At 64.2% G+C, this 16,536-nt stretch carries 14 protein-coding genes; 9 read left to right on the top strand and 5 right to left on the bottom strand.

The annotated features are described in order from the left end of the window. The 5 genes from QZY48_RS33290 to QZY48_RS33270 form a co-directional block, all read right to left on the bottom strand. A partial coding sequence (locus QZY48_RS33290) for a transposase (RefSeq protein WP_295438879.1) occupies positions 1 to 160 on the bottom strand: 160 nt, incomplete at its 3' end. 287 nt (positions 161 to 447) lie between these two features. Next, entirely contained in the window at positions 448 to 1,650 is a 1,203-nt protein-coding gene (locus tag QZY48_RS33285) for a glycosyltransferase family 87 protein (RefSeq protein WP_295438877.1), read from the bottom strand. A 133-nt stretch (positions 1,651 to 1,783) separates the two neighbouring features. Next, positions 1,784 to 2,821: a hypothetical protein gene (locus QZY48_RS33280; RefSeq protein ID WP_295438875.1), complete on the bottom strand. Its 1,038-nt coding sequence runs from the start codon at positions 2,819 to 2,821 to the stop codon at positions 1,784 to 1,786. A 214-nt stretch (positions 2,822 to 3,035) separates the two neighbouring features. Then, the gene (locus QZY48_RS33275) at positions 3,036 to 5,453 is read right to left on the bottom strand and encodes a penicillin-binding protein 1A (protein WP_295438873.1); all 2,418 of its coding nucleotides are present in this window, start codon (positions 5,451 to 5,453) and stop codon (positions 3,036 to 3,038) included. A 282-nt stretch (positions 5,454 to 5,735) separates the two neighbouring features. Further along, on the bottom strand, positions 5,736 to 6,746 hold the full coding sequence (locus tag QZY48_RS33270) for a transglycosylase SLT domain-containing protein (RefSeq protein WP_295438872.1): 1,011 nt from the start codon (positions 6,744 to 6,746) through the stop codon (positions 5,736 to 5,738). Positions 6,747 to 7,530: 784 nt separating this feature from the next. On the opposite strand from QZY48_RS33270, the gene QZY48_RS33265 reads away from it, so the two are divergent. The 9 genes from QZY48_RS33265 (at position 7,531) to QZY48_RS33225 (ending at position 16,533) form a co-directional block, all read left to right on the top strand. After that, positions 7,531 to 7,701 (top strand): Flp family type IVb pilin, encoded by a 171-nt coding sequence (locus tag QZY48_RS33265; RefSeq protein WP_295438869.1) that lies wholly within the window; start codon positions 7,531 to 7,533, stop codon positions 7,699 to 7,701. A gap of 381 nt (positions 7,702 to 8,082) precedes the next feature. Further along, on the top strand, positions 8,083 to 8,622 hold the full coding sequence (locus tag QZY48_RS33260; RefSeq protein WP_295438867.1) for a prepilin peptidase: 540 nt from the start codon (positions 8,083 to 8,085) through the stop codon (positions 8,620 to 8,622). A gap of 13 nt (positions 8,623 to 8,635) precedes the next feature. Then, entirely contained in the window at positions 8,636 to 10,000 is a 1,365-nt protein-coding gene (locus QZY48_RS33255; RefSeq protein ID WP_295438866.1) for an AAA family ATPase, read from the top strand. Between the two features lie 163 nt (positions 10,001 to 10,163). Then, on the top strand, positions 10,164 to 10,991 hold the full coding sequence (cpaB, locus tag QZY48_RS33250; RefSeq protein ID WP_295438864.1) for a Flp pilus assembly protein CpaB: 828 nt from the start codon (positions 10,164 to 10,166) through the stop codon (positions 10,989 to 10,991). Further along, the gene (locus QZY48_RS33245) at positions 10,991 to 12,571 is read left to right on the top strand and encodes a type II and III secretion system protein family protein (protein WP_295438863.1); all 1,581 of its coding nucleotides are present in this window, start codon (positions 10,991 to 10,993) and stop codon (positions 12,569 to 12,571) included. Before cpaB ends, QZY48_RS33245 begins: the two co-directional genes overlap by 1 nt. A gap of 37 nt (positions 12,572 to 12,608) precedes the next feature. Next, positions 12,609 to 12,878, top strand: coding sequence for a hypothetical protein (locus QZY48_RS33240; protein ID WP_295438861.1), 270 nt, complete (start codon positions 12,609 to 12,611; stop codon positions 12,876 to 12,878). Positions 12,879 to 12,954: 76 nt separating this feature from the next. Further along, the gene (locus tag QZY48_RS33235) at positions 12,955 to 14,145 is read left to right on the top strand and encodes an AAA family ATPase (RefSeq protein ID WP_295438859.1); all 1,191 of its coding nucleotides are present in this window, start codon (positions 12,955 to 12,957) and stop codon (positions 14,143 to 14,145) included. 11 nt (positions 14,146 to 14,156) lie between these two features. Then, positions 14,157 to 15,536, top strand: a complete 1,380-nt coding sequence (locus QZY48_RS33230) for a CpaF family protein (RefSeq protein ID WP_295438857.1) — start codon at positions 14,157 to 14,159, stop codon at positions 15,534 to 15,536. A 28-nt stretch (positions 15,537 to 15,564) separates the two neighbouring features. After that, complete coding sequence (locus QZY48_RS33225; protein ID WP_295438854.1) at positions 15,565 to 16,533, top strand: type II secretion system F family protein; 969 nt, start codon at positions 15,565 to 15,567, stop codon at positions 16,531 to 16,533. The last annotated feature ends 3 nt before the right edge of the window (positions 16,534 to 16,536 follow it).

Raw genomic sequence — 16,536 nt, 5'->3', positions numbered from 1 at the left:
CCAAGATGCGACTCTCCTTCTGCTCGGCTAACTTCCGGAACACCTCGCCAAGGTGTCGCCGCAGTTGCGCGTACAACGTCTTACGGCGGCACTTTGGGATAAAGACCACATGGTATTTGCACTCCCATTTGGAGTGGCTTAGGCTCTCAGGTTCGTCCATCGGGATTCTCCAGTGTTGCGTGCTTGGCGGCTCACAACGCGGAGTTTCCTGGATGGACTCCCTTAAATGTCAAACTTTTGCTGTATCCCCGGCAAAGCCGGTGGTTTTCCCGGCTTAATAAGACTTGCTGACATCCAATCGATCTTGGCTATTCCTGTGCAGGTGCTGTTGCCCAGACCGCTCTTGACCCAAGGCAGCCCACGATCGCCGCGGTCCTGCGGGCGACGGGGCTAGCGCACGAGCGACGGTTCGCCCACTACTATCTAGTCCTGAGTCGGTGGCACTGGTCAGGGGCTTTGAGGAGGTGAAGCAAGGAAGCCGCGGACTGGGATCAACTCGTTCATTCTCCGGAAGTGTAACCATAGAATCGCTAGCAGCAGAAGACTGAAGAGCGGAAACGAAACAAGGTCACGAAGCAGAAATGCGATGACACCGTAAATCCAGATTGCGGCGAGGCGCTTGAAATCGCTCGGGTCGCTTGGCCGCAGATCGCGCATCAGGCAATAGATCGCAATGGCGACGTCATAAAACAGTGTTTGCGGGGAAAACAAGAGCGCCAGGTGTGGAACGAGGACGAAGCGGTGTTCGTCGCGCCGAACATACCATACTGAGAATGCCAGCAGGGTTACCGACAATAGATAGGCCCAAGGAAGCCCGGGAGCACCGACCCCGAATACTGCATCGAAGACCCAATACATCACCCCGGCAATAGAGATCATGTTATAGTCGTTGATGGTAAAATTGATGTCTCCAAAACGGAATGCGGCCCTAACCCAAATGAGCGGCCATGACACTCCGAGTACCAGGGTTCCGAGAAAATACATGACCAAGGCGCCAAAGGACCATCCGATCAACTCACTGCGCCTTCCTCGCCCAAGGAGGTACAGAAAGACAATTGCCCCAAATTGCGGCTTATAAAGGAGCAATGATGCGCAAAGCCCAGTCAGCAACGGGCGTCCGTTCTGCGATGCCCAGTGAAGCAAGGCGAAGCACAAGATAGAAAGCGCCGTATTCTGAACACCGACGATTGCGATCTGAAGCGGCACGAATGTCAACAGGTAGACCAGCGAAAAGAGGAAATGCCGATGCACGAAGGCACTGGATTTTCTGGCAAGAGCCAGTGCCACAAGCAAAGCGGTGAACAGGCATGTCGAGGCCAGCCCCTTGGCGACGAGTGGTGAGAGCGAGGCAAATGGCGAGAGCAGCAGCGCAAAGAACGGGGGATAGGGATAGACATAATAGCCTCCTCCAAGATCAGGCCAATGACGATTCTCCAGCGCCCGCTGAAGCCCAAAATCATAGAGATCCGCCCCCCTGCCGGTCCAGACGATCTCTGCCGCCGCGTAAAATGCCGGGAAGTCACCCTGAAAAAATGATGAGTTTTCACGCTTCCCTGCCCCAAGATAGAAGAAGACACCCAACAATAACCCAACGCCAAGGGCTAGGGTGATCCGTCGGAGACGCGCTTCAGTGATCTCATAATAAGGCATGGAAGGCACCGGCATTGACCGAGGGTTGCATAACACGGAACTGCCGAAATAGAGAGGCGCTCAATTGTGTTCCTCTTTATCGACAGTCCTTGCCCCCCCTGCCAAGGCGCTGGTCTCCTGATTCAGATAAGCTCTACTCATGATGGGGGGCACGGCCGATGCCCTCGGCGCGGAGTACTGCCGCGCCGGAACGGCTGAGTATGCTTCTTACGAGGTCGGCTACCGCAGAGGGCAGAAACAGGAGACCTAGACCCAAAAGTGGACTGACCAGCCAGACCCAATAGCCATTGTCCCGGCGTGCGAAAAGCGCAATCAAGAGCGTATATCCGGAAAGGGTGAGGAAGGCGCGTAGCGCGACTGACGCATTCCATGCGGCCAAACCGAAAAAGGAGAGTGGCAACAGCACCGCAACCGCCATCGCCGGCAACATCGTGAACGTGGTCAGTTGCCAACAAGAAGCGACAAACATGCCCCACCCGCCCCGCCCACTCCATCCCTGCGAGACGGGATCGGCAGCTTGGATCAGCGCATGGACGGCTTGGGCGTGGCCAATAAAGGCAACCGCAAACACGCCAACGGCGATGCCCCATCCGACGGCCTCCCGTCGCTGCCCTGAAAGCGCCGCTATGATCCCCATCGCCAGGAGGTAGGGCAAGGCAAGCTCACGGATCAGAATAGCCGCCAGCCCCGCCGCGACGCTCGGCCACCAGCGATTCGGGCTGTGTAGGGCGAGGGATAGGGCGATCAACAGACCTGCCCAGACATCAGTGAACCATAGTAATGGCTCGGATGTTGCGGGCATCACGCCAAGTAAGATCAATAGGATTCCGGCCATCATCCGCACGGGGCTGGAATCGATACTATGGGTCAAACGGACGGTCCAGGCGATGACGGTCGCCGCGACCAGAAGCAGGATGAATAGTTGCGCTCCAAGCGGTGAGAGTGCCGCGATCAGCCACGTGAGCGTTGGCGGCCGAACGGTGAAGAAGGGGCGGATTGGATAGCCCAACTCTCGCTGCATCGAAGTTGCCACAACATAATAGTCACTGCCCGCGCGAACCTGTGCGACGAGGCTCCGATAGAGCGAAATATCGGTGGTCCTTGATACCGGCGCAGCCATGCGCTGAGCACCGTCCTTAAGCACGGCCGGGACCACGCTGACACTTGCCACCAGCGATAATCCAAGCAGCAGTAGAATGACGACTGCAAGCGGCGGTGAAAGTCCTGCACACCGGGTCCCCAGTCCCCTGGTGATCGGGCGGTGCCTATCGGTCTGAAACTGAGTCATAGCAGGAATTCATATTAACATGACGGATCAAGCGGGTACCGAATCGCTGGAAAAGAGTCGATGCAATGGCTTGGCGATCGACGCCTGCGGACCCATATCAAAAGACCTCATCGATGATGGGCGGGGGCATCCCATCGATCACGTCCTCGGACACGGAAACCGGGTCCGGCCCTGCCAGAGACCCCTGGTCCTGCTCCCGCACCCATTCGGTGATAGCACCAGCGGCGCCGGGATGCGCGGGGCGGCCATCTGTGCTGTCGACCCAGACCTGCAACATGCCGGGAGGGACCGGGAGCAGCGCCTCGGGGCTGCCTTTTAGGGCCTCGCCCATGAAACCAATCCATAGGCGCAGCGCGGACTCACCCCCCGTTTCGCCCCGCCCCAGCGGGGCAGAGTCGTCGAAGCCCATCCACGCGACGGTCACCAGATCCTTCTGATAGCCGCAGAACCAGGCATCACGTATATCGTTGGTCGTGCCGGTCTTACCGGCCAGGTCTGAGCGCTGTAGCTCACGGGCGCGGCGGCCGGTGCCGACAGTGACCACGTCTCGCAGCATAGAGTGTATCTGGTAGGTCAGCCAGGGCTCCAGGACCCGCTTGGCCAAGGGGGCGAGCGAGTCCGCGGCCGGCGGATCCTGGGCTTGGAACCAGCAGTCGGCACAGGCGCGCGGGGGGACGGGCTGGACGATCGTCGTCCCGGCGGCGTCCTCGATGCGGGCGATCAGGTAAGGCTCCACGCGGAAACCACCGTTGGCGAACACCGCGTAGGCCCCTGCCATCTGGGGCAGTGTGACGAGGCCGGTGCCGAGGGTAAGGGTCAGGTTGCGGGGCAGATCATCCAGCGCGAAGCCGAAGCGGGTGGCGAAGGTCCGGGCATCGTCGATTCCCACCCGCTTTAGCAGGCCGATCGCGGCCAGATTGCGTGACTGGGTAAGGGCCTGACGCAGGCGGATGGGGCCGAGGGTCCGATGGTCGGAATTGTCCGGGGTCCAGACCTCCCCCGCCCCGATCCGCACTGCTATGGGTGCGTCCAGGATCAGGCTGGCCGGGGTCCAGCCGCGCTCCAGCGCCGCGGCATAAACAAAGGGCTTGAAGGCCGAACCGGGCTGGCGCCGCGCGTCGGCGGCCCGATTGAACTGGTCCGCCCCGAATCGATAGCCGCCGACCAGGGCGCGGATGGCGCCGTCCCGGGGGGCGAGCGCCAACAGGGCACCGGCAACAGCGGGCCGCTGGGCGAGTTCCCAACCGCCCCGCTGATCCTGCCGCAGGCGGATCAGCTCCCCCGCGTGAACCACGGCATCCACCCGGCGGGGTGCAGGGCCCAGCAGGTCCGCATTGCGGAAGGGCCTTGCCCATTGCACCTGCGCGAGCCCGAGGGTCAGGTGTTCGCCGTTTCCGAGAAAGACGTCGGCCCGCCGGGCATCGGCGGTCCGCACCACCCCGACCCGCAATCCCGGAAGGCTGTCCGTTTGACCCAAAAGGACATCGAGTGCTGCCCGTTCTGCCCCGTCATTCGGGCTGGTGATCACCGCTGGACGAGCCTCCGGACCGCGGTACCCGTGGCGCCGATCATAGTCCAGAATGGCCTCCCTGACCTCTGCCTGGGCGACGCGCTGAAGCTGGCCGTCGATGGTGGTGGTGACCCGGTAACCCTGCCGGTAGGCATCCTCCCCAAAGCGTTCGAAAAGCTCCCGGCGGGCCATCTCGGCGGCATAACCGGCGTCCAGTTCCAGGGGGCGCTGGTGCAGGCGCGCCTGGTCCGGCTCGGCCCGGGCGGCCCGGTAGGCCGCTCGATCGATGAATCCCAACCCCGCCATGCGTCCCAGGATGTGGTCCCGCCGGGCCAGGGCTCGGCCCGGATGGGTCACCGGGTTGTCCGCGGAGGGCGCCTTCGGGATGGCGGCCAGCATCGCCGACTCCGCCAGGGTCAGGGCCGCCAGCGGCTTGTCATAGTAAAGGGCGGCGGCCGCCGCCACCCCGTAGGCCCGGTGGCCGAAAAAGACCCGGTTGAGATAGAGGGTCAGGATCTCCTCCTTGGTCAAGGTGCGCTCCAGGTGCAGCGCCAGCAGCATCTCCGCCAGCTTGCGCTCGAAGGTCTTCTCGGGCGTACGTAAGAAGTTGCGGGCCAGTTGCATGGTGATGGTGCTGCCTCCCTGCGCGCGTTCCCCGGTCCTGAGCCAGCGCCAGGCGGCGCGGGCGAGACCGCGCACGTCGATGCCGTGGTGGGCATAGAAACGGCTGTCTTCAGCCGCCAGGAAAGCCTGGATCAGGGATGGCGGGAGCGACTCGAACGGCACCGGGAGGCGCCGCTCGGCACCGAACTCCCCGATCAGCAGGCCATCGGCTGAAAATACCCGCAGGGGCTCCTCAAGGCGTGACTCCTGTTGCAAGTCGGTGCGGGAGAGGTACTCAAGACTGGTGCCGACGAAGACAACGGCGGCGAGGAAGATAGCCCCGGCCAGCCCGAGCGCGAGGCCCAGCATCTTGACCAGCAGGGTCCGTCGGCCGTCAGTCACGGGGCGCCAGGGGGCTGACTGAGCGCTGCACTGCGACTGGGCAAGTCGTCGAAAACCTTGCGCTTGCGTGGGGCATTGCACTGATCTCGCGGCTCGAGGCTGTTACCCCCGAGTCGAGCTGCTCGGACCACTGATCGCGAGCGCAGGATCGGCCGCAAACCCGTCGGATGCGCCGTGCGCGCCACGACGCCGACCGAAACCTTCACCGCTGCGGTCAACCGGAGCCTGTGAAGGTGCGCGCGGCGGACGTTACACGAATTCCGGGAGCACATCCGCTGGTCCTCAGCCGGATTCGCCCACGGCGAAAAAACCGCTCCTCCAGTCGCCTGGCGCATCCGCCTTACGCCCTTCGCGCACGCCAGGGGGCCGCATCTGCCCGCGCGGACGCGTATCGACCGCGCCCAAACCGTCTTCGGAGACACCCAGGACCCGGGCGACGCGCCGGACGTAGTTTCGGGTCTCCGTGTAGGGCGGTATCCCGCCATGGAGACTCACAGCGCCCTCACCCGCGTTGTAGCCAGCCAGGGCAAGCCGGAGATCACCGTCGAAGTGGTCGAGCAGCCAGCGCAGATAGGCCATGCCGCCGCGCAGGTTCTGGTGCGGGTCCCAGGGGTCCGCGACGCCGAAGCGCCTGGCCGTCGCTGGGATGAGTTGCATCAGGCCCTGGGCACGCTTCGGAGACTGGGCACTGGGACTGAAATTGGACTCTACCTCGACGACGGCGAGCACCAGTTCAGGGTTGAGCCCGAAGTCGGGGGCGAGGAGGCGGACCAGCCGCTCGATCGCCCCTCGCGTCGGGGCCTTACCCGTCACCTTGGGGACCGCGGGCGGATTCTTCCCGGTCCCGGGGGGAACGGGACCGGCCAGCGGGGGGATCGATGGCGGTGCGACCGGATGCGGGCGGGGCAGGGTCCTTGCCAGCATCTGGCCGCTGAGCACGCACTCCGGTTCTGTCGCAATCTCGGCAGCGGTCAGGTCCCACTGAGCAAGCCGCACCTTGGCCGCGCCGTACTTGGAGCGTGCGGCCTTCAACAACCAGGCCGCGGCCAGCACTTCGTCGCGCCTGCCTGCCAGGGTGCGGGCATAGATGTCCCCGAGCCGGTACTGGGCCTCCCCGCTGCCCTGGCGCGCCGCCAGGCAAAAGAGTTGAATGGCCCGGTCGACGCTCTGGGGCGCCTGGACACCATAGAAGTAGCGCTTACCCCAGTCCAGCAGCACGCCGGCGTCCGCGGACTGCTGCAACTCATCGAAGGAGATGGCACTGGCCCGGGCCGAGACCAGCGTCAGGAGCACCAGCAAAAACCGCCGGGGCCACCGGGGCCAGCCGCGGACCGCCGCGGGCGCAGCCGGCTGCGCAGTCCGGTCATACCTGACACGGCATGCCGACCATGGGTCATAGTTAACGAACGACTGCGTCAAGTTGTTGATGAATTTGCTGTCTGACACGCGCGGTCCAGGTGATCATGGTGTTGGCCTCGGCGGGGTCGCCGCAGATCAGGATATTGAAGTCCCGGCGGATGTCGCCGCGACGCCACAACAGTGCCCCTGAGCGCACCGTCCAGCCGCGTTCGGAGCCTGCCGCCGGCAGCGTTTCACTTTCTGCTGTACGGTCGCATCGCGGCGGGGCACTGCGCGCCGCCAGGATGATACTCCGGCGCCAGATCCATGCAACCCACGACCGTAGGGCGGTCGTCCAACGTACGCCGCGGATAAAGCGCTACGAAATCACGACAAGCGGATTTTTCTTTTTTCTCAAACGGATGTAAAATTTCGAGATTAGTGGACATGCCTATCCATTTGACTCAGGAAAGCACCGTAAGGACGGGTTGGACGGCATCTGACGCTCCCGGAAGCCGTTTTGCAAGAAGACGGGGCAGCGACGCAACAACACCACGCCACACCCGAGGGGTGTTCCTGCGAAAACACAATACATAATTTTAAAAAAAAGGATTTCACTCTCCGGAATATTTGTTATGCTTGCTAGTGATGTTAGCCGTCGGTGGTGCGTGTAGCCCACCGCTCTGGTTGGCAGGGTCCGTCGGACAGTTCACAACTGAAAACATCCGGAGAATCGGTCATGAAAGGTACAGACGCGCTGAAAGGATTCTGGCGTGACGAAGACGGCATCGAGACCGTTGAGTACGCGTTGCTCGCTGCTTTGGTCGTTGCGGCCGCGATCGCTGCGTGGACGTTGCTGGGTACGAACGTAAGTACGATGGCTAACCAGATAGCGACCACGATCAAATAGGGTTCGGCAAGGCAGCTAAATTCCTAATTCTTCCAGGGGCAGGCGACGAAGATCGCGCGAACACGTAGGTGGCGGGGTATCTCCTGATTCGCATGAAGCCAGGGGAATGCCCGGCGCACTGGTCGCCTAGTCCTTGGGCAGTTTTCAGAACCCGGAAATCTCGATAAGAGCCGCTTTCCATCCGTGGGCCGAGGTCTTGGGTGTACCAGTGAATGATCATTATTCACTATTCAGCTTAGGCTTAGTGCCATCGTGTTATCATGGTGACGGGCTTGGCTTGCGGATGCTGCGATCAGACTGGTCGCACCATGCGATAATTCACTCGTTTGCTGAGTTCGCAGCCTCAATGCACCCTGGCGAAAGGGCGGTTTTCGGAGCCTGATGGCCGACTCACCATCCCTCTTCGCCCCGCTCGCCACCCTGACGGTCGTCTGGTCCGCGGCCTGGGCTGATTTTCGCACATTCAAGATCCCCAATGTACTGTCCGTCTCCGGTGCAGTCTTGGGGCTGTTGGTCCATGCCTGGGACTCGGGGTTTGCTGGTCTTTGGCTGGGTCTGGTGGGATTAGGGCTGGGGATGGGGCTGCTCCTCCCGGGCTATGTGGTGCAATCCACCGGCGCGGGAGACGTTAAGTTGATGGGAGCAGTCGGTGCACTCCTGGGGCCCCGACAGTTACTATGGGCCTTCTTGTTCGCCGTCTTGACGGCGGGGGTCATGAGCGTGCTGCACGGCTTGGTGGCCTGGCGGACCCGGGGCGCGACCGGGCCAATCGGGCGCTATGCAGGCATGATCCGCTGTCTGTGGGTCACGGGACGCCTGAGCTATGTCAGGCCGCGTCCCGGCGAGTTCATGGCTGAACCTATACCGTTGGCGGTAGCGATCGCCATCGGCAGTACCATCGCGATCCTGCGGCCGCTGTAACAGTCGAGGATCGATGCCTGAGGCCGCCAAGAAACACACGGACATGAACGCACCAGGGCATTCCCAGCAAGACCAGCAAGGACCGTCGCCTGGCGAACTGGCGCCGCGACCGGCAACCCCGGCGGCCACGGGCCTGTCAGTACCCTTCCTCACGGACCTGATCTCCAAACACTTGGCCGAGGCCGGTGTGCTCGATCTGGGCAGCCTCGCCCGGCGTCTCGGCCTGGCGGGCACCCTGATCGAGGAGTTGGTCGCGGTCCTGCGCGCGGCCGGCCGGGTCGAGGTGCTGGGCATCCAGGGAGGCAGCCCCTTCCTGCGCTTCGGGCTTACCGAGCGTGGCCGCGGTGCCGCGGCTGAGGCCCTGCTGCGGGATGGTTATGTCGGCCTGGCCCCGGTGCCCTTGGCGGACTATGAGCGAGTCGTCCGCGCCCAATCGCGGCGCCTGCGCCCTCTCACCCGGGACGCGGTCCATGCCGCCTTTGCGGACACCGTGATCCGGCCCGCCCTGTTGGATCGCCTGGGCCCGGCGGTCAACTCCGGGCGGCCGTTGTTCGTCTATGGCCCGAGCGGGACCGGCAAGAGTTTCATCGCCCGGCGTCTGAACCGCCTGCTGGGGGAGCCGGTTCTGGTACCCTACGCGATCGCGGTCGGGGAGAGCACGGTACGCTGCCTGGACCCTGGCGTTCACCACAATCTGGGACCGGCGCTGGAGTCCACCCCTACCAACGCGTTGATGTTGCAGCAGGGTTTCGACGGGCGCTATGCGCTGTGCGAGCGGCCGACCGTCATCGCCGGGGGCGAACTGACCCTCGACATGCTCGACCTCCACTACGACAGCGCCGTGCGACTCTACCGGGCGCCGCTGCAATTGCGCGCCAATAACGGACTGCTCCTGCTCGACGATCTGGGCCGCCAACGGACTTCACCAGCGGCCCTGTTCAACCGCTGGATCGTCCCCCTGGAGGAGGGCCTGGACCACCTGTCGCTCAAGGGGGGGCAGCACTTCACCGTGCCGTTCGACCTGGTACTGGTGTTCTCGACCAATCTCGATCCCCGCGCCTTGGCGGACGATGCCTTCCTCCGGCGCATCGGCTACAAGGTGGCGTTCGAGCCGTCCACGCGGGAGGAGTACGCGGCCATCTTCAAGCAGGCATGTGAGACGAACGGCGTCGCATGGGACCCGACCCTGGCAAGCCTGCTCATCGACGAGTTACACGCGCACCACGGGATACCACTCTTGCCCTGCCACCCGCGCGACCTTCTTGGTCTGGCGTTGGATTACAAGCGGTATACTATGGGCACGGACACGATCGACGAGACCGCGCTGCGCTGGGCCTGGGCAAACTACTTCGTGGCGCCAGGGAGCGCGGAGGCCTGACTCGAATGTCGCGTCACTCTGCAGACCACCACCCCAACCATCCCGCAACCGGGGGACGGGGGATGGACAGGAAGATCGGGTGTTGACGCTGCTGAGGGGGCACGCGTTGCGAGTTGAATGTGTTTTTCCGGCTGCAAACAAAGAACCAGAGGGGCGCGGCTAGATGACGTTGCGAAGTGTACTGCTGCTGCTGGTAGCGCTGGCCCTTGCCTGGGTCGCGTACTTCGCGGCCAACCGCTGGATGGCAAGCCGCATGGCCACGGGCGGCGGCGCCGACCTCTCCCGGGTGGTCGCGGCGGCGACCGACATTCCCAATGAGGCCAAGATCGATGCCTCGATGATCAAGATGGTCGATGTGCCGGCGGCCTTGATACCCGAGAAGGCGTTCAGGGACGAGAAGGCCGTCATCGGGCGGTTCGCCGACCACGCCATCGGCAGGGGGACTTATTTGGTGGAGGGGCTCGTGGTCGAGCGGCTGGGCGGCAACACACTCGCCGCCAAACTCACGCAAGGCAAACGCGCGGTCGCGGTGAGGAGCAACGATGTGGTCGGTGTCGCGGGTTTCTTGGTCAGCGGCAGCGAGGTCGACCTGCTCGTGACCCAGGGCAAGGACACCCGGACCATGCTGCGGGATTTAAAGGTGCTGGCGGTCAACCAGACCGCCTCGCCCGACAAGACCGATCCGACCATCGCGAGTGTGGTGACCCTGGAAGTCGATCCCGCACAGGCGGAGCAGATCGTGAATGCGACCCGAGATGGGAGCGTGCAGTTTACGCTGCGCAAACCCGGGGAAGGTAATGCGCTTGAGCCGGTGGCCCCGGCGGGCACAGCCGCCACGACCATCAAACCCGCGGCCCCGCCGCCGCTCGACCGCAGCCGGACCGTGGCGGTGATCCGGGGGAACCAGCTCGGCGAGATCACCTGGGAGCCGCTACAGTCACTCTTCAAGACCGCACCCGAGGGCCAAGAGCCGACTGGGGAACTGCGGTGATGATGGACGAGCGCCCTGCACCAGGTCGGCGACGAGCGCTCGCCGCGGGTGTCTGTGCGCTGCTGCTGCTTCAGCCCCTGCAACCATTGCAGGCGCGGGGACCTGGGGGACGCGCCCACGCGGTGCAAAGCGCCGCCGACAACGCCTATGGCAATCGCGAAACAGTGACCTTGGCCCTGAATCAGTCGCGGGTCATCAAACTCCGCACTCAGGCCGCGCGGGTGTCGGTCGCAGCCCCGAACATCGCCGACATCCTGGTGCTGGACCCACGCCAGATTTATGTGGTCGGCAAGGAAGTCGGGAGCACCAACCTGATCCTTTGGGACGCCAAGGACCAGGTGCGCGGCACGATCGCCCTGGACGTGACCCCCGACCTGGAACTGTTGAAGTCCCACCTCCATGAGATCCTGCCTGGGGAGCGGGTCCAAGTGCGCTCTGCCCAGGGAGCCGTCGTGGTCAGCGGTACTGTGTCCAGCCCGCAGAAGGCGGAGGCTGCCGCACAAGTCGCGCAGAGTTTCGCGGACGCGGCGGCCAAGGACCAGGGCAAGGGCAAGGTCCTTAACATGATCCAGATCGGCGGCTCCCAACAGGTGCTGCTGGAGGTCAAGGTCGCCGAGGTCTCGCGCGACCTGGTCAAGCGGCTCGACATCAACTTTACCGGGTTTGGCAACGGCGGGAGCATCAAGATCGGGACCGCGGGCAGCGGCACTACCTTCCCAGACGCAATCTTCAAAGACCCGGTGCTGGGCGACGTGCGTCGGCCCCAATTCGCAGACACCGGCATGTGGGGGCCGGCGGTCCCGGAATTTGCGCCGGGCAAGACGACCGTCCAGGACACGGCCGTCTTCCTCCAGTCCCTGAGCGGCAATTTCCTGTTCAACCTGGTGATCGACGCCGCCAAGAATAATGGCCTGGCCAGAATCCTCGCCGAGCCCAACCTGACTACGCTCAGTGGCCAGCAGGCCAAATTCCAGGCGGGCGGGGAGTTTCCAATCCCAGTATCGCAGGGCAGCAACAATGGAACCTCCATCGAGTACAAACAGTTCGGGGTGATCGTGACGTTCGTTCCGGTGGTGCTCGATTCGGGGGTGATCAGCCTGAAATTGAACGTCTCAGTCTCTGACCTGACCACCACGAACAGCGTAACCCTGCCCACCGGCGCGACTGGGTCCAACTTCTACATCCCGGCCCTCACCACCCGTAATGCCGACTCCACGGTGGAAATCAAGAGCGGGCAGACCATCGCGATCGCCGGCCTGATCAACGAGAGCCTGCGCGAGAATGTGGACAAGTTCCCCGGGCTCGGCGAAATCCCGGTCCTTGGCATGCTGTTTCGCAGTCAGGAGTTCGTCAAGAAGCAGACTGAGCTGGTGATCTTCGTCACCCCGAGGCTCGCCCGCTCATTCGACCCCCAACAGGTGAAACTGCCCACCGACAGCTTTGTGGAACCAAGCGACCTCGAGTTCTACCTGATGGGACGGACCCAGGGCCGCAAACACCAACCGGGTGACAGCACCCCCACCGGAACGCTCGGGCCGGACAAATCAGGGAGCGAGGGATTTTTCGGCCATGATCTTTAGGTCGGGGGAACACCTTACAGCCTCTTCGGTAACGCCCATGCCAACCCACCCACATCTCACCCGCTGCGCCCTGGTCACCCTCGCCGCCCTGGTCGCCGGTTGCGCGAACGATGAGGAGCGCGAGGCAAACGCGACCTTCGGCGAGTCGGTGCGCCTGACGATCGCGCAGCAGACCGCGCACCCCGGGACCGCCGGGACTGGACTCGACGGGGTGCAGGCCGCGGCGGCACTCAAGGCCTACCGGGAGGACGTGGCGGTGCGCAAGAAGGTCGAGGCGCCTCCGTTGCTTATCAGGCTCGGGCAGTGATTCCGCACCCTGCTCACCCACTCAACCCAATACCCGGGCGGACCCACCACCCGGCCGCCGCTTCCGAACCAATGCTATGCGCCACGCCTTAAAAGTCTTGCTCGCCGGACACCCCGGTCAGACCCTGACCCAGGTCGAGACACTGCTTGCCGAACAACGTCAACTGCTGGTCACCACCAGGCCGGTGAACACCGGCGAGACCCTGCCCCTGTCAGACCTTCAAGCATCCTGCGATGCGATCGTGCTGGTGGTGGGCGAGGATTGGCGCAGCACACTGGAGGCATGCTTTCAGCCCGGCACCATGGCGAATAAGCCGCTCCTGGTGGTGGGGTTACCCGGCGACCTGGAACTGCTGCGCATGTCCATGCGGATCGGTGCCCGCGACTTCTTTTCCATCCCGGTGAGCGCCACCGATCTGATCCCCGCGCTGGACCGGGTGGCCACGGAGGAGTACGAGCGCCGCGGCGCCCTGTCGGCCCGGGTCACGACCTTCATGAACGCGAAAGGGGGCAGCGGCGCCAGCTTCTGCGCCGCCAATTTCGCCCACATCCTGGCCAAGGGCCAGGGTCGGCGCACCGTGCTGCTGGACTTCGAGTTGCAGTTCGGCAGCCTCCCCACCTATTTCAATCTGCAGTCGCGCAACGGTCTGGTCCGCGCCCTGGAGCTGGTCGACACGCTCGACGCAACGGCGTTGCAGGGTTATACCCAGCAGCACCCGAGCGGTCTCTACCTGCTTGCGGCGGCCGCCGAAGGCATGGTGCTGCCGGAGGACATCCACGAGGAGCGCGTCGCCAAACTGTTCGCGGTCCTGGATGATGCCTATGAGGAATTGGTCATCGACCTGCCGCGGCGCATCGATCGGGCCACCGCGGCGGTGCTCGATCGCTCCGATCTGGTCATGCTGGTCGTACAGCAGACGGTCGCCCATTTGCACGAGCTCAAGCGGTTGGCAGCCCTGCTCCGCGGCGAGGTGGGCGTCGCATCCCACCGCCTGATCGTAGTCATCAACCGCTTCGAGAAGCGGGGCGAGGTGACCCTCAAGGACTTCACGGAGGCCTTGCCGGGACTGCGCGTCGAGACCCTGCCCAACGACTACCGCCGCGTCGCGGACAGCATCAACCTGGGCATCCCGCTGCTGGAGCAGGCGCCCGGTTCGCCCCTCTGCAAGGCCCTGAAGGGCCTGGTCGAATCGCTGTCGTTCCCGGGGGCGCCACGGGTACCGCAAGCCCGCGGCCCCTGGTCTTGGCTCGCGGGCAAGCACACTTGAGGTACTGAACCATGGACTCCCCCAGCAGCCGACCCTCCGGCCTCGCCTCCCGCCCCGTCGGCAGCGAGGACAATCCACTGCACCGCCGCGGCCTGGGCGGACGCCTCAGCGCCGGACCCTCCAGTAGTGAGCAGGAGGTCAAACAGGAGATCCTGCAGCGGGTCGTGAAGCTCATGGACCTGTCGCTGCTGGCCAACCTGACGGACACTGAGGCCCGCACCCAGATCCAGGCAGTGGTCGAGCGCCTGCTCACGGCCGAGTCCCTGCCGTACAACATCCCGACCCGTCAGCGGATCATTAAAGAGATCGAGAACGAGATCCTGGGCCTGGGGCCACTGGAGGGCCTGCTGGCGGACCCGACGATCTCCGACATCCTGGTCAACGGTGCGGATCAGATCTATCTGGAGCGCCGCGGCAAGCTTGAGCTTTCCAACGTGCGCTTCGACAGTGAACGCCATCTGATGACGATCATCGACCGCGTGGTCTCGCGGGTCGGGCGACGCATCGACGAGTCCTCCCCCATGGTGGACGCGCGCCTCCCGGACGGCTCCCGCGTCAACGTCATCATCCCGCCCCTGGCGCTGAATGGCCCGGTGATGTCGATCCGCCGGTTCGCCGTGGATCGTCTCACCACCGGGCGCATGATCGAACTGGGCACGATGACGGCCAACATTGCGCGGGTGTTGGACGCCGTCGTGCGCGGACGGCAGAACATCCTGATCTCCGGGGGCACCGGGACGGGCAAGACCACCCTGCTCAACGTACTCTCGGGCTTCATCCCGGCGGATGAGCGGGTGATCACCATCGAGGACTCCGCGGAGCTGCAGATGCAGCAGCCCCACGTCATCCGCCTGGAGACCCGCCCCCCCAACATCGAGGGTCGCGGCGAGGTCACTCAGCGTGACCTGCTGCGCAACTCACTGCGCATGCGCCCGGACCGCATCGTGCTGGGCGAGGTGCGCGGGGCTGAGGCCCTGGACATGCTCCAGGCCATGAATACCGGACATGACGGCTCGCTGGCGACCATCCATGCCAACTCGGCGCGGGACGGACTCACCCGCATTGAAAACATGGTGGCCATGTCCGGGATCAACCTCCCGACGCGCTCACTGCGCGCGCAGATCGCCTCCGCGCTGGACCTGGTGGTGCAGCTCGAGCGGCACGAGGACGGACGGCGGCGCATCGTGAGCATTCAGGAGATCGCGGGTCTGGAGGGCGAGGTCATCACCATGTCCGAGATCTTCCGCTTCGAGCGTGAGGGACTCGACCGTGACGGCAAGGTGCTCGGACACTTCAAAGCCACCGGTGTCGTTCCCCGGTTTCACGAGCAATTGCGGCGACGCGGGTTGGACTTGGGGCTCGAGGTCTTCGACCCGACCCAGGGCGATTAGCCGAGCCGGGGCCGAAGCGGAAGTCACCATGTCCGATCAATCCCTCTTCTTCCTGATGATCTTCTTCATCGGTTTCCTGCTGCTGCAGGCCTTCGCCGGACCGGCGATGGGCGGTCGCGGCTCCCGTCGGCGCCTGCGCGAACGCATCCGCAACCTGTCCGTGGACCCACAGGGGAGCCAGCACCTCTCTCTGGTACGCGAACACTACCTGAAGGACTTATCCCCCTGGGAACTGCGGCTGCGGGGCCTGCCCGGTATGGACGGCCTGCAGTCGCTGATCGAGCAGGCCGGCTCCAGCCAACAGCCCCAACGGGCGGCACTGACCAGCCTAGCCGCCGCGGCGGCCGCCGGGAGTGCCGCCGGCTATGTTCTCAACTCGGGGTTCAGCGGTCTGCTGATCGCCGTACTGGTCGGCGCCCTGCCGCTCCTGCTGCTGAGGCACAAACGTGCCAAGCGCCTGGCGCGCTTCGAGGAGCAACTTCCAGACGCCCTCACCACCGCGGCCCGTGCCATGAGGGCCGGCTTGCCCTTCACCGAGGCCCTGAATCTCGTCGCCCAGGAGATGAAGGAACCGGTGGGCAAAGAATTCGGCATCGTCTACACGGAGATCAACTACGGCGGCGACGCGCGCGGTGCCCTGCTCGGCCTGTTGGAGCGGGTGCCGAGCGTCGCCGTGACGGCGATGGTGACTTCGGTCCTGATCCAGCGGGACACGGGCGGCAACCTCGCGGAGGTGCTGGACAAGCTCGCAGGGGTGGTGCGCCAACGTTTCCGCTTCCAGCGCACCATGCTCACCCTGAGCGCCGAGGGACGGCTGGGGGGCCAGATCATGTCGCTGTTGCCCTTCTTTATGGCAGGGCTTCTATCACTGGTCGCCCCGGATTTCCTCCCGCAACTGACCCAGGACCCGACCGGCCGCAAGCTGATCCTAGGGGCCTTTGGGCTCATGGTGGTCGGCATCCTCTGGATGCGCCGTATTTCACACATCGACATCTGAGCA

The sequence above is a fragment of the uncultured Thiodictyon sp. genome, assembly GCF_903828115.1.
In the GTDB taxonomy this organism is placed as follows: domain Bacteria; phylum Pseudomonadota; class Gammaproteobacteria; order Chromatiales; family Chromatiaceae; genus Thiodictyon.
The sequence above is the reverse complement of the archived record's forward strand: the minus strand, read 5'-3'. Positions and strand labels throughout refer to the sequence as shown.

What these genes read in the sequence shown, in the direction of transcription:
- QZY48_RS33265 (WP_295438869.1), top strand. Translation starts at nt 7,531, where the DNA reads ATGAAAGGTACAGACGCGCTGAAAGGATTCTGGCGTGACGAAGACGGC.
- QZY48_RS33240 (WP_295438861.1), top strand. Translation starts at nt 12,609, where the DNA reads ATGCCAACCCACCCACATCTCACCCGCTGCGCCCTGGTCACCCTCGCC.
- QZY48_RS33235 (WP_295438859.1), top strand. Translation starts at nt 12,955, where the DNA reads ATGCGCCACGCCTTAAAAGTCTTGCTCGCCGGACACCCCGGTCAGACC.
- QZY48_RS33230 (WP_295438857.1), top strand. Translation starts at nt 14,157, where the DNA reads ATGGACTCCCCCAGCAGCCGACCCTCCGGCCTCGCCTCCCGCCCCGTC.
- QZY48_RS33260 (WP_295438867.1), top strand. Translation starts at nt 8,083, where the DNA reads ATGGCCGACTCACCATCCCTCTTCGCCCCGCTCGCCACCCTGACGGTC.
- QZY48_RS33225 (WP_295438854.1), top strand. Translation starts at nt 15,565, where the DNA reads ATGTCCGATCAATCCCTCTTCTTCCTGATGATCTTCTTCATCGGTTTC.
- QZY48_RS33245 (WP_295438863.1), top strand. Translation starts at nt 10,991, where the DNA reads ATGATGGACGAGCGCCCTGCACCAGGTCGGCGACGAGCGCTCGCCGCG.
- cpaB (WP_295438864.1), top strand. Translation starts at nt 10,164, where the DNA reads ATGACGTTGCGAAGTGTACTGCTGCTGCTGGTAGCGCTGGCCCTTGCC.
- QZY48_RS33255 (WP_295438866.1), top strand. Translation starts at nt 8,636, where the DNA reads ATGCCTGAGGCCGCCAAGAAACACACGGACATGAACGCACCAGGGCAT.
- QZY48_RS33285 (WP_295438877.1), bottom strand. Translation starts at nt 1,650, where the DNA reads ATGCCTTATTATGAGATCACTGAAGCGCGTCTCCGACGGATCACCCTA.